Origin of the sequence: Phycicoccus sp. Soil803 (assembly GCF_001429685.1) — a bacterium.
Classification (GTDB): Bacteria; Actinomycetota; Actinomycetes; order Actinomycetales; family Dermatophilaceae; genus Pedococcus.
On sequence record NZ_LMST01000001.1, the window covers coordinates 3,418,425 to 3,430,457 of the forward strand.

Genomic DNA, 12,033 nt, shown 5'->3' on the forward strand with positions numbered 1-12,033 from the left:
GTGTTGTTGGCCGGCCACGCGGCATACCGGAGTCCGGACCTGACCCGTCCTAGGGTGAGGCCATGGCCACGATCACCCGTCGCACCCTCCTCGCCGGGGCGGCGGGTGCGGGCGGGCTCGCCCTGGCTGGCTGTCGTGGCCCCGACGCCTCGGACGTGGCCGTGCGGTCCGGGTCGCTGCGCAGCAGCCACTGGCCCGGGCGGGACATCCACTGGCAGCTCGCACAGCAGACCAAGGACGTCACCACGCCCGCACCCGTGGTGGTCGTCCTGCACGGCAAGGGCGGCGACGCCTCACACGCCTTCCGGATCATGCGGCTGCAGGAGCACGTGCGCTCGGCGGGCGTCACCCTGGCGTCGGTCGACGGCGGCGACTACTACTGGCACGCCCGCCGGGCCGGGGTCGACACCGGCGCCATGGTCGTCGAGGACTTCCTGCCGCTCGTCCGACGGGAGACCGGCTACCACGGCAAAGTCGCCTTCCTCGGCTGGTCGATGGGCGGCTACGGCTCGCTGCTGCTGGCCAGCGAGCTCGGTCCCGACCGGGTCTTCGCGGTGGTCGCCGAGAGCGCCGCGCTGTGGACCGACCCCGGGCTCAGCGCGGCAGGGGCCTTCGACGACCGCGAGGACTTCGAGGCCCACGACGTGTTCGAGCGCACCGACGTGCTAGCGAAGATCCCGGTGCGGATGGACTGTGGGCGCTCCGACCCGTTCGTCCCCGGCAACAAGGCCTTCGGCAAGGCCCTGCCCTCGGCTGAGCTCACCTTCGACAAGGGCGGGCACACGGCGGAGTACTGGACCAGCCACGGCGGCCCGCAGCTGGAGTGGGTGCGCGAGCAGTACGACCGTCAGTAGACGGTGACGCGCCCGCCGATCGGCATGATGTCGTTGGCCCAGATCATGTCCATGGCGGGGTTGCTGACCCGGGCGCAGCCGTGCGAGGCCGGGTAGCCGGGGACGTTGCCGGCACCGTGCACCGCGATGCCACCGTTGAAGTAGCGCGGGCGCCACAGGTCACCCAACGGCCCCTTGTCGAGGTGGTTGACCGACCGGAAGGTGCTGAAGGTCCCTGCCGGGGTGAGCGCCGTGCGGGTGGAGCCCTGGCTGGTGTACCGCTCACCGCTGCCCGTGCTGGTGTTGAGGATCATCGTGACCCGGCCACCGCGCACGACGAGCAGGAGCTGGCGCGCCTTGTCGATCTCGATGCCGCTGCCCCCGATCCGCGACTGGGGGCGCACGCCGTTCTGCAGGGCACGTCGGGTGGCCGGCCCGAAGACGCCGTCCCGGCCGAGTCCGGCCGCCTTCTGCAGGGCCATCACCGCCTGCGAGGTCAGGCCGCCGTAGACCCCGTCGGCCGAGCCGTTCCAGTAGCCGAGCGCGGACAGCCGCTGCTGCACCTGCTTGACGTAGGGGCCCGTGTCGCCCGAGTGGAGGGTGTCGCCCTCGGTCGGGATCGGCTTGGGGGTCGGCTTGGGTGGGGTGGGCTTGGTCGTCGGCTTCGGCGTGGCCGTCGCCGTGGTGGGCGGCGTGGTCGGGCCGGACGTGACCGTGCCGGGGTCCGTCGGCTCCGGTGTGGGATCGGTCGTGGCGGGGTCGGTGGCCGACGTCGTGCCTTGGGCCGAGGGAGTCGCCGAGGTGTTCTTGCCGAAGGTGATGCCTCCGCACCCGCTCAGCGCGAGCGCGCCGACCAGCAGCGACGCAGCCAGCGCCACGCCTGATCCAGTCCGCCTGCGGTCCATCGAGTCCCCTTCCCTGGCCGGCGGACGCGGTCCGCAGGCGACGCCTTGTCAGTCATGGTGACGCACTCGACCGCATTTCGGTTGTCCACCGCGCCGAATCGTGACCATGGCGAGCTGCGAGGCTCCGGGGCGGCGCTCCCTCCCGCTCCGCCCCGGAGCCAGCCACCATGCCCCCCGGCATGGCGCGGTCGTCCTCGTCGAGGACGACCGCAAACACCAAGACGCGGCGGCGGGCCGAAAGGTTGCCCCCGTTGTCCTGTTGATTTCTCAACCGGACGCACTTGCGGCCACTGGTGTGGCGCGAAGGGCCCGGGAGCGGGCCGACACGCACCACTGGTGGCCAGGAGTGCGGGGCCACGCAGCCCCGACTCAGCCCTCGGTGAGCGCCGTGATCGCCTCGTGGATCGCCAGCACCCGCTGCGCCGTCTCGACGTGCAGGCTCTCGACCAGTCGTCCGTTGAGCGTCACGACACCAGCTCCGGCACCGGCCTCCCAGGCCGCGAGCACGGCCCGGGCGTCCTGCACGGCGGCCTCGCCCGGCGCGAACGCCGCGTTGCACGCCTCGACCTGTCCGGGGTGGATGAGGGTCTTGCCGTCGAAGCCCAGCTGACGCCCCTGAGTGCACTCGTCCGCGAAGCCCTCGGCGTCCTTCACGTCGTTGTAGACGCCGTCGAGGATCACCGTCCCCGTCGCCCGGGCCGCCAGGAGGCACAGCGACAACCCGGTGAGCAGCGGCGCCCGGCCGGGCACGTGCTCGGCGTGCAGCTCCTTGGCGAGGTCGTTGGTGCCCATCACGAGCACGGTGAGCCGGTCGGAGGCGCCGGCGATCTCCTCGCAGTGCAGCATCGCCTGCGGGGTCTCGACCATGGCCCAGAGCGCGGTGTGGTCAGGGGCGCCGGCTGCCTCCATGGCCGCGACCAGCGCGCGGACCTCGTCGCCCGACCCGACCTTCGGCACCACGACCGCATCCGGCCCCGCCGCACACGCGGCCTGCAGGTCGGCCTCGTGCCACTGGGTCCCGATCCCGTTGACCCGGATCGCCAGCTCGCGCCGACCGTACTCACCGGACCGCGCCGCGGCGCAGGCGTTGTCGCGGGCCGTGTCCTTCGCGTCGGGGGCCACCGCGTCCTCGAGGTCGAGGATCAGGGCGTCGACGGCCAGCGTCTTGGCCTTCTCCAGCGCCCGCTCGTTGGACGCCGGCATGTAGAGCACCGAACGCCGCGGCCGGTATGCCGTGGTGTCCACCACGTCACGCACCGTCGCCGTCACGGGCGGCCGGCTTCGCGGCATACAGCTGCGCGAGCTCGGGGTCGGTCGCGGCGAGCCGCTCGGCGAGCTCGAGCATCACCTGGCACTGCTTGAGGGACGCGTCGTCCTCCATCTTGCCGTCGAGCATCACGGCGCCCGTTCCGTCGCCCATCGCCTCGACGACCCGACGCGCGTGGGCGACGTCCTCGGCGGACGGGCTGAACACCCGCTTGGCGATCTCGATCTGCACCGGGTGCAGCGACCAGGTGCCGACGCAGCCGAGCAGGAAGGCGTTGCGGAACTGGTCCTCGCACGCGACCACGTCCTTGATGTCACCGAACGGCCCGTAGTACGGGAAGATCCCGTGCATCGCGCAGGCGTCGACCATCCGCGCGATCGTGTAGTGCCACAGATCCTGTTGGTAGGTCTGGCGGTTCGCGTTGACGGCGTCCTCGACGCCAGCCGGGGGGTCCTGCCGGACGAGGTAGCCGGGGTGCCCCCCGCCGACGCGCGTGGTCTTCATCCGCCGGTCGGCCGCGAGGTCGGCCGGGCCGAGCGAGAGACCCTGCATGCGCGGGCTGGCCCCCGCGATGGCCTCGACGTTGGCGACGCCCCGGGCGGTCTCCAGGATCGCGTGCACGAGGATCGGGCGCTGGAGGCCGGCGCGGGCCTCCAGCTGGGCCAGCAGCCGGTCGACGTAGTGGATGTCCTCGGGCCCCTGCACCTTCGGGACCATGATGACGTCGAGCTTGTCGCCGACCTCGGTCACGAGAGTGGTGAGGTCGTCGAGCACCCAGGGGCTGTCGAGGGAGTTGACCCGGGTCCACAGCTGGGTGGAGTCGCCGAAGTCGGTGCCGCGGGCGATCTCGACGAGCCCGGCCCGCGCTGCCTCCTTGCGGTCCGCCTTGACCGCGTCCTCGAGGTTGCCGAGGAGCACGTCCACCGTGCCGACCATGGCCGGGATCTTGGCGGCCATCTTCGCGTTGCTCGGGTCGAAGAAGTGGATCACGCGCGAGGGGCGCGAGGGCACCTGCGTGAGCGGGGTGGGAGCACCCACCGCCAGTGGGGCGAAGAAGTCCTTGGGGCTGCGCACGCGGCGACGCTAGCAGCGACAGTCTCACTGCGGTTATGACACAGTTCACGTGTGACCGAGCCCGCGCCCGAGCCTGCCGGAGGCGGCGCCGCGCCTGCGCCGCCCGAGCTCACCGCGAGCACGCCGCTCACCGTCACGCCGCTCAACGTCACCGCACTGTTCGCCGAGGCGGCGACCAAGTCGGGTCTCATGTGGGTCCAGCCCCCCGGCGACCGCGCGTGGCCGTTCTGGCACGCGTGGGCGGACGAGACCGTGTATGCCGTGTCCGGACCGGGCGAGCAGGCGTTGCCGTGGCTGCCCGAGGAGGTGCTCCTCATCCTCCGGAGCAAGGACACCGGTGGTCGGCTGCTCACCGTGCAGGCCACCGTCCAGGAGATCGGCCCCGCCGACGAGGGCTGGGGCGCGGCGACCGAGGCCCTGCGGGCCGGGCGGCTGAACGCGTCCGTGGACGCCGTCGAAAGGTGGGCCCGCGAGTGCACCGTGCGCGCGCTGCGGCCGTTCGGCACCCTCGTGGAGGGTCCGGGGTCCTACCCCACGACTTCCGGCGCCGCACCGCCGCCGCCCAGCGAGGCCACGACCGCGACCTGGCGCCCGTGGCACTGGCGCGGACGACCACGACGACGGCGCGGGAACCGCCTCCCGGACGACGGCTGACCAGCCGGATAACCTTGCGGCGTGAGCACTCCGTCGCGCGTCTTCGTCGGCCGCCTGACCAGCCTGAGCGTGTTCGACCCGCTCGGTGACCAGGTCGGTCGGGTCCGCGACGTCGTCGTCACGTTCGGGGCCTCCCGACGCCGCCCCCGCATCATCGGCCTCGTCGTCGAGGTGCCCGGTCGTCGGCGGGTCTTCGTGCCCATGACGCGCGTGACGTCCGTCGACGGAGGGCAGGTCATCACCACCGGCCTGGTCAACATGCGCCGGTTCGAGCAGCGCACGAACGAGGTGCTCGTGATGGCCGAGATCCTCGAGCGACCGGTTACCGTGCACGACCCCGAGGGCGACTACGAGGCGACCGTGGAGGACGTCGCCATCGAGCGCGAGCGCAGCCGCGACTGGGCGATGTCGAAGGTGTTCGTGCGACAGGGCACGGCGCGCGGCACGCTCGGGCCGTTCCGGCGGCGCCGCGGCGCCACCGTGCTGGTGCCCGTCGAGGACGTGACCGGCATCCACCAGTCCACCGCGGGGCAGTCGGCGGCGATGCTGCTCGAGACCTACGACGACCTGAAGTCCGCCGACCTCGCCGGCGTCATCCACGACCTGTCACCCAAGCGCCGGGCCGAGGTCGCCGAGGCGATGGACGACGACAAGCTCGCCGACGTGCTCGAGGAGCTCCCGGAGGACGACCAGGTCGAGATCCTCGAGACGCTGCCCGTGGAGCGGGCCGCCGACGTGCTCGAGGCGATGGAGCCCGACGACGCCACCGACCTGCTGCACAACCTCACCGCCGAGAAGCAGGAGGAGCTCCTCCAGCTCATGGAGCCGGACGAGGCGGCCGACCTGCGCCGGTTGCTGACCTACGACGAGGAGTCGGCCGGCGGCATGATGACCACCGAGCCGGTCATCCTCGGTCCGGAGGCCTCGATCGCCGAGGCGCTGGCCGTCGTGCGCCGGGCCGAGATCTCACCGGCCCTCGCGTCCACCGTCTACGTCTGCCGGGCCCCCCACGAGACCCCCACGGGCAAGTTCCTCGGCATCGTCCACATCCAGCGGCTGCTGCGCGAGCCTCCCCACGGGGCGATCGGCGGCATCCTCGACAAGGAGATCGAGCCGCTGACCGCGGATGCCCCGCTGGGTCAGGTGACCCGGATCCTCGCCACCTACAACCTGGTCGGTGTCCCCGTGGTCGACGCCGACGGCCGGCTGATCGGTGCGGTCACCGTCGACGACGTCCTCGACCACATCCTCCCGGACGACTGGCGTGAGGACCGGCACGAGGTGACCCGTGGCTGAGCGCGACCGCCGGGTGTCGTCCAGCCGGCTCGACCAGCCCCGCGAGACCCGCAGGGCGCTGCTGCCGCGCCCCACCATGAGCCAGGAGACCTTCGGGCGGTGGAGCGAGCAGTTCGCCCGCTTCATGGGCACCGCGGCCTTCCTCATCGCCATGACGGTCTTCGTCGTCTTCTGGGTGATCTGGAACCTCGTGTCGCCCAAGGAGTGGCGGTTCGACAACTACCCGTTCATCTTCCTCACGCTCATGCTGAGCCTGCAGGCCTCGTACGCCGCGCCGCTGATCCTGCTCGCCCAGAACCGCCAGGCCGACCGCGACCGGGTCGCCCTCGAGCAGGACCGCGCCCGCGACGAGCGCAACCTCGCCGACACCGAGTACCTCACCCGCGAGGTCGCATCGCTGCGTCACGCGATGGGTGACGCCGCCACCCGTGACTTCGTCCGCTCCGAACTGCGTGGGCTGCTCGACGAGCTCGAGGAACGCGGCCTGGAGGTGCGCCGACGTGAGGCAGATGACAGCCGCCCAGGCGCGACCGGTTCTTCGAGGGACCACGGCGCGACCTAACATGGGGGCATGTGCCCCAGCCCCAGCGACACCTCGAGCGACGCCCAGAGCGACGCCGTCAGCGACAGCGGGTCTGCGGCCGCCCCGGTGACCGACGACGCCCTCCACCAGGCCCTGTCGACCGTCATCGACCCTGAGATCCGCAAGCCCGTCACCGAGCTCGGCATGGTCGAGAGCGTCACGGTCGATGCCGGCGGCCGGGTCGCCGTGACCATCCTCCTCACCGTCTCGGGCTGCCCGATGAAGGACACGCTGACCAAGGACACCACCGCGGCCCTGGCCAAGGTGCCCGGGGTCACCGGCGTCGACGTCACGCTGGGCGTGATGAGCGACGAGCAGCGCGTGGCGCTGCGCCAGCAGCTGCGGGGTGGCACCGCCGAGCGCGAGATCCCCTTCGCGAAGCCCGGCTCGCTCACGCGGGTGTATGCCGTGGCCTCCGGCAAGGGCGGCGTCGGCAAGTCCTCGGTCACGGTCAACCTCGCCGCCTCGCTCGCCCAGAGCGGGTTGCGGGTGGGGGTGGTGGACGCGGACGTCTACGGCTTCTCGGTGCCGCGGATGCTCGGCGTCGAGCACCGGCCGACGCAGGTCGACGACATGATCCTGCCGCCGATCGCCCACGAGGTGAAGGTCATCTCGATCGGGATGTTCGTGCCCGGCAACCAGCCCGTGGTGTGGCGCGGACCGATGCTGCACCGCGCGCTCCAGCAGTTCCTCGGCGACGTCTTCTGGGGCGACCTCGACGTCCTCCTGCTCGACCTCCCCCCGGGCACCGGCGACATCGCCATCTCCGTGGCCCAGTTGATCCCGACCGCTGAGATCCTGGTCGTGACCACTCCGCAGCAGGCTGCCGCCGAGGTCGCCGAGCGCGCGGGATCCATTGCGCTGCAGACCCACCAGCGCATCGTCGGGGTGATCGAGAACATGTCCTGGCTCGAGCTGCCGGACGGTTCGCGCCAGGAGATCTTCGGGTCGGGTGGCGGTCAGGCCGTGGCCGACTCCCTCACCCGCGCGGTCGGCGCCGACGTGCCACTGCTCGGCCAGATCCCCCTCGACGTCAACCTCCGTGAAGGCGCCGACCAGGGCACCCCGGTCGTGCTGCGCAACCCCGAGTCGCCGGCCGCGGTGTCGCTGCGCGCGATCTCGCGTGGTCTGGCGACCCGGTCCCGCGGGCTGGCCGGTCGCTCGCTGGGCCTGTCCCCCGTCGGCCGCTAGCCGCCTTCCCGCGGTTCGAGGTGAACACGCCCGGAACTCCCGGCGTGTTCACCTCGAACCCGTGGGGGTTTCGTCAGGTCGCGTCGTCGTCGTAGGGCGTCGGCTTGGTCGCGTCGAAACCGCCGGTGCTGGTGGCGTAGGTGGGCGGAGTCCGGTCGGCGTCGGCCGGGTTGGGGTCGAGCAGGGCCTCCCGGACGATGCGTCGCGGGTCGTACTGGCGCGGGTCGTACTGGCGCCAGTCGATGTCGTCGAACTCCGGCCCCATCTGCTCCCGCAGCTGGCCCTTGGCGCCCTCGGCCATCGCCCGCGCCTGGCGCACCAGGCGACCGAGCTTCGCGGCATACTCCGGCAGTCGTTCGGGACCGAGGATCACCACCGCCAGCACGATGAGGGCGATGAACTCCCAGCCGTTGATGCTCGCCATGGCGTGCCCTCTCCTACTTGCCCGAGCCGGACAGGGTCAGGGTGACGCTGATCGTCTCACTGCCGCGGCGCACCTTCATCGACACGTCGTCACCCACGCTCTTGGCCCGGATCGCCACGACGAGGTCGTCGGGATCGGTCACGCGGCGGCCGTCGAACTCGACGATGACGTCGCCGGGCTTGATCCCGGCCTTGCCGGCCGGGCCCTGGGGGTCCACCGGCGGACCGCTCGTGTCGCTCTCCTTGGCCAGGATCCGCACCCCGTCACCGGTGAACTCACGGTCGAGCACCACCCCGATCACCGGGTGCTGGGCCGAACCGGTCTTGATGAGCTGTTCCGCCGTCTTGATGACCTGGTCGCTCGGGATGGAGAACCCCACGCCGATGTTGCCCGACTGGGTGTCGGTGGCCCCCGGGATGCGCGCGATGGCGGAGTTCACGCCGATCACCTGACCGGCCATGTTGAGCAGCGGTCCCCCGCTGTTCCCCGGGTTGATCGCGGCGTCGGTCTGGATCGCGTTGATGAACGACTGCTGGTTGCCGTCACCACCGGGGCTGACCGGTCGGTTGAGCGCGCTGACGATGCCGCTGGTCACGGTGGACTCGAGCCCGAGGGGTGCACCGACCGCGATCACCTGGTCGCCGACGACGACGTCCTTGGACGAACCCATCACCAGCGGCACGAGGTCGGTGCGGTCGGTCTTGAGCACGGCCAGGTCGTAGGAGCCGTCGCGGCCGGCGATGGTGGCGTCGATCTCGGTGCCGTCGGACAGCTCCACCTTGATGGTGCCGCGGCTCGCGGCGCTCGCGACCACGTGGTTGTTGGTGATGATGTGGCCGTCGCGGTCGAGCACGAAGCCTGATCCGGTGCCACCGCCGTCAGCACCCTCGACCTTGATGGTCACGACGCTCGGCAGCGCGTTGGCCGCGATGTTGGCGATCGACCCCGCAGGCCGGGCGGTCGAGCCCGCGCCGGCCGAGGGGATCGACGACGGCGTGCGGTCGAGCCGGCCGAAGTCGACCCGTCCGGTCGCCCCCAGCCAGCCACCGAACACGCCACCGAGACCCGCTGCCACCAGGGCGGCGACGGCGGCAACGGCCACCAGGGCACCCCAGCCGGGTCCCTTCTGCTGGGGAGCCGTGGCCTCGGGCGGGCGCTGCCCGACCCACGGGGTCGGCTGGCCGGCATACCCGGCGTCCGCGCTGGGGCTGCTGATCGGGTCCCAGCCCTCGCTCGTGGCGGGCTGGGCGGAGGCGTGTGCCGCGTGGCTGGCTGGCTCGGTCGGGAAACCGGTCGGCGCGGGCGCCGAGGACGCACCGACGGGGACGTCCGCGCTGTGCGCCTGAACGTCGTCGAAGGGCCACCCGGTGGGCTCCGCGGCCCAGACGGGTCCGCTGCCGGGGGCGTCGGAGGTCGACGGCGCGCCGGTCGTCGCGCCGTCGGCGGCACCGTGGACCGGCTGACCCTGGATCTCCCGGGTGTGCGTCAGGTCGACGGGCTGGGTGTGGTCTCCGCTGCCACGTCCGGGTGGGGCCCAGGGGTCCCAGACCGGTTCGGTGACGGGAGCGGGAGCCTCAGGGGTCAGCTCGGCGGTGGGCTCGGAGGTCGGCTCGGCTGTGGGCTCGGGACGGACCTCGGGCGAGTCGGCGGCAGGGTCGGCGGGCGTCGGCCGGTCGTGGCCTGCCGGGTCTCGCTCGTCGCTCATGGAGACGATTGTGCCGAACGACCACGCACCGTGCCCACAGAGGGTGTGGCAGAGGGGCCGGGCGCGGAGCCCCCGAGCCCGGGCACCGTGAAGGCAGCCGTCGCGAAACCGGGGCTGACCGGCTTGGCGCGTTGCACGACAGGGGGTGCGGTGGGGTTGGTCGAGGTCAGGCCACCGCTCACCACGAGGCTCAGCGCCGCGGCGGCCGTGGCCCCGGCGGCGAGCCCGGCGTAGACGGTCGCCCGACCGGCCGACCGGTGCAGCGCGGGGGTGCCGCGGTCGACGACCGGGACCGGCGCGACCGGGATGGGCGGGAGCAGCGGGGCCCGGGTCGCACTCGTGCCGTCGGGGCCGGGGGACGGCATGTGCGTGGCGAGGGCGAGGAGCATCCCGCGCAGGTCACCGGGGATCGGGGAGCCGGCCGAGGAGCGCAGCGCGGTGAGGACTCGGCGTTCCTCGTCCACAGCGGCGCGGCAGCACTGGCAGGCCACGACGTGGCGGTCCCAGCGCAGCAGGGTCGCGTCGTCCATCGCCCGGTCGGCATAGGAGGTCAGCTGGTCGCCGAGGCACCGGCCGCGCGGGCTGAACGAAGCACTCGCGACGCCGGTCCACCCCGGGCGGCTCACCGTGATCCCGGCACCGCCCGGCCGAGCACCGGGATCCGGCGCTTGGTCACGGGCGCACGGTCGGCGTCCACGGCGGGACGGGCGAGCTTGGGGTCACGGTGCGCGAGCGCCTCGCGCAGCTGGGCGCGACCACGGTGGATCCGCGAGCGCACGGTGCCTAGCTTGACGCCCAGTGTCGCCGCGATCTCCTCGTAGGACAGACCCTCGATGTCGCACAGCACGACGGCAGCCCGGAAGTCCGGCGAGAGGGCGTCGAGCGCGCGCTGCACGTCGTCGTCGAAGTGGGTGGCCTCGAACGCGGCCTCGGGACCGGCCTCACGGGTGGGCAGGCGGGCGGCGGACTCGTCGGACAGCGCGTCGAACCGGATGCGCTGCTTGCGCCGCATCTTGTCGAGGAACACGTTGGTGGTGATGCGGTGCAGCCAGCCCTCGAAGGTGCCCGGCTGGTAGCTGTGCAGCGAGCGGAACACCCGGATGAAGACGTCGTGGGTGAGGTCCTCGGCGTCGTGCGGGTTGCCGGTGAGCCGGTAGGCCAGGCGGTAGACGCGGGCCGAGTGCTGCTCGACGATCTCTTCCCAGGTCGGCGGGACCCACGCGGGTCCCTCCTGGGCGTCCCCCTGGACGTCCTGCCGGGCCGTACCGATCGTGTCGGTCGCGGTCACGTCCCTCACCTCCGTCGAGCGCCGGGCGGCGCACACCTGTCATTCGGTCCAGACGACCGAATGGCTTGCATCGTTCCCCAACAACCTGAGCGTTCCCTGTATGCCGCGGTGCCCGGTTCGCGGCGTTCGCGGCAGTAGGGTTTGGCGCATGAGCGCACAGAAGCCGGCCAGCTGGGCCTACGCCGAGGAGTTCGTCACCGAGAACGAGGTGATCGAGTCGGCGCGGCGCCGGGGCGAGGAGCTGGGGGCCACTCCGGTCGGCAACGGCGCGGGGGTGCTGCTGCGACTCCTCGCGGCTGCGGTCAAGGCCAAGTCGGTCGTGGAGGTGGGCACCGGCGCGGGCACCTCCGGGCTGTGGATGCTCCAGGGCATGCCCGAGGACGGCATCCTCACCACGATCGACGTCGAGGCCGAGCACCAGGGCGTGGCGAGGAAGGCCTACGCCGAGGCAGGGATCGCCCACCAGCGCACTCGAGTCATCACGGGTCGGGCGCTCGACGTGCTCCCCCGCATGACCGACGGCGCCTACGACATGGTCGTGATCGACGGCGACAAGGTGGAGTACCCGGAGTACGTCAGCCACGGCATCCGCCTGCTGCGCTCCGGTGGCGTGCTCGTGCTCGACAACATGCTCTGGCACGACAAGGTGGCCGACCCGGCCGCACGCGACGAGCAGACCTCGGTGCTGCGCGACCTCGGCAAGGCGCTGCGCGACGACGAGCGCCTCATCCCCGCGCTGCTGCCCGTGGGCGACGGCGTGCTGGCGGCCGTCAAGCGCTGATCCCCCGACCGCTGGCTCCTGTTGGGAGGGGA

The 12,033-nt window shown here is 72.2% G+C and carries 13 protein-coding genes; 6 read left to right on the top strand and 7 right to left on the bottom strand.

Annotation, left to right across the window (positions count from 1 at the left end):
• Positions 1-62 precede the first annotated feature (62 nt).
• Positions 63-854, top strand: a complete 792-nt coding sequence (locus ASG95_RS15830; RefSeq protein WP_057378083.1) for an alpha/beta fold hydrolase — start codon at positions 63-65, stop codon at positions 852-854.
• Here ASG95_RS15830 and ASG95_RS15835 read toward each other — a convergent pair.
• The 3 genes from ASG95_RS15835 to ASG95_RS15845 form a co-directional block, all read right to left on the bottom strand.
• Entirely contained in the window at positions 848-1,738 is an 891-nt protein-coding gene (locus tag ASG95_RS15835) for a L,D-transpeptidase family protein (RefSeq protein WP_057378084.1), read from the bottom strand. The genes ASG95_RS15830 and ASG95_RS15835 overlap by 7 nt on opposite strands.
• Positions 1,739-2,107: 369 nt before the next feature.
• Positions 2,108-3,007 carry a CoA ester lyase gene (locus tag ASG95_RS15840; protein ID WP_369820387.1) on the bottom strand — a complete coding sequence of 300 codons (900 nt, stop codon included), beginning with the start codon at positions 3,005-3,007 and terminating at the stop codon, positions 2,108-2,110.
• The gene (locus ASG95_RS15845; RefSeq protein WP_057378086.1) at positions 2,988-4,079 is read right to left on the bottom strand and encodes a CoA ester lyase; all 1,092 of its coding nucleotides are present in this window, start codon (positions 4,077-4,079) and stop codon (positions 2,988-2,990) included. The genes ASG95_RS15840 and ASG95_RS15845 overlap by 20 nt, the downstream gene beginning before the upstream one ends.
• Before the next feature lie 51 nt (positions 4,080-4,130).
• Between ASG95_RS15845 and ASG95_RS15850 the strand changes: the two genes are divergently transcribed.
• Genes ASG95_RS15850 through ASG95_RS15865 form a run of 4 tightly spaced genes read left to right on the top strand, consistent with a single transcriptional unit; the run spans position 4,131 to position 7,803 of the window.
• Positions 4,131-4,733 (top strand): hypothetical protein, encoded by a 603-nt coding sequence (locus tag ASG95_RS15850; RefSeq protein WP_057378087.1) that lies wholly within the window; start codon positions 4,131-4,133, stop codon positions 4,731-4,733.
• Positions 4,734-4,754: 21 nt separating this feature from the next.
• On the top strand, positions 4,755-6,029 hold the full coding sequence (locus ASG95_RS15855; RefSeq protein WP_056923899.1) for a magnesium transporter MgtE N-terminal domain-containing protein: 1,275 nt from the start codon (positions 4,755-4,757) through the stop codon (positions 6,027-6,029).
• Positions 6,022-6,591, top strand: coding sequence for a DUF1003 domain-containing protein (locus ASG95_RS15860; RefSeq protein WP_057378088.1), 570 nt, complete (start codon positions 6,022-6,024; stop codon positions 6,589-6,591). Before ASG95_RS15855 ends, ASG95_RS15860 begins: the two co-directional genes overlap by 8 nt.
• A 9-nt stretch (positions 6,592-6,600) precedes the next feature.
• Positions 6,601-7,803, top strand: coding sequence for an Mrp/NBP35 family ATP-binding protein (locus tag ASG95_RS15865; protein WP_082592684.1), 1,203 nt, complete (start codon positions 6,601-6,603; stop codon positions 7,801-7,803).
• A 73-nt stretch (positions 7,804-7,876) separates the two neighbouring features.
• Here ASG95_RS15865 and ASG95_RS15870 read toward each other — a convergent pair whose 3' ends face one another.
• Genes ASG95_RS15870 through sigE form a run of 4 tightly spaced genes read right to left on the bottom strand, consistent with a single transcriptional unit; the run spans position 7,877 to position 11,202 of the window.
• Positions 7,877-8,227: a twin-arginine translocase TatA/TatE family subunit gene (locus tag ASG95_RS15870; protein WP_056923901.1), complete on the bottom strand. Its 351-nt coding sequence runs from the start codon at positions 8,225-8,227 to the stop codon at positions 7,877-7,879.
• A gap of 13 nt (positions 8,228-8,240) precedes the next feature.
• Positions 8,241-9,932: a trypsin-like peptidase domain-containing protein gene (locus tag ASG95_RS15875; RefSeq protein ID WP_057378089.1), complete on the bottom strand. Its 1,692-nt coding sequence runs from the start codon at positions 9,930-9,932 to the stop codon at positions 8,241-8,243.
• Positions 9,929-10,558 carry a hypothetical protein gene (locus ASG95_RS15880; protein WP_057378090.1) on the bottom strand — a complete coding sequence of 210 codons (630 nt, stop codon included), beginning with the start codon at positions 10,556-10,558 and terminating at the stop codon, positions 9,929-9,931. Before ASG95_RS15880 ends, ASG95_RS15875 begins: the two co-directional genes overlap by 4 nt.
• Positions 10,555-11,202: an RNA polymerase sigma factor SigE gene (gene sigE / locus ASG95_RS15885; RefSeq protein WP_200961368.1), complete on the bottom strand. Its 648-nt coding sequence runs from the start codon at positions 11,200-11,202 to the stop codon at positions 10,555-10,557. The genes ASG95_RS15880 and sigE overlap by 4 nt, the downstream gene beginning before the upstream one ends.
• 166 nt (positions 11,203-11,368) lie before the next feature.
• On the opposite strand from sigE, the gene ASG95_RS15890 reads away from it, so the two are divergent.
• Positions 11,369-12,001, top strand: coding sequence for an O-methyltransferase (locus ASG95_RS15890; protein ID WP_056923904.1), 633 nt, complete (start codon positions 11,369-11,371; stop codon positions 11,999-12,001).
• Positions 12,002-12,033: the final 32 nt, after the last annotated feature.

What these genes read in the sequence shown, in the direction of transcription:
- ASG95_RS15870 (WP_056923901.1), bottom strand. Translation starts at nt 8,227, where the DNA reads ATGGCGAGCATCAACGGCTGGGAGTTCATCGCCCTCATCGTGCTGGCG.
- ASG95_RS15890 (WP_056923904.1), top strand. Translation starts at nt 11,369, where the DNA reads ATGAGCGCACAGAAGCCGGCCAGCTGGGCCTACGCCGAGGAGTTCGTC.
- ASG95_RS15835 (WP_057378084.1), bottom strand. Translation starts at nt 1,738, where the DNA reads ATGGACCGCAGGCGGACTGGATCAGGCGTGGCGCTGGCTGCGTCGCTG.
- ASG95_RS15830 (WP_057378083.1), top strand. Translation starts at nt 63, where the DNA reads ATGGCCACGATCACCCGTCGCACCCTCCTCGCCGGGGCGGCGGGTGCG.
- ASG95_RS15875 (WP_057378089.1), bottom strand. Translation starts at nt 9,932, where the DNA reads ATGAGCGACGAGCGAGACCCGGCAGGCCACGACCGGCCGACGCCCGCC.
- ASG95_RS15865 (WP_082592684.1), top strand. Translation starts at nt 6,601, where the DNA reads ATGTGCCCCAGCCCCAGCGACACCTCGAGCGACGCCCAGAGCGACGCC.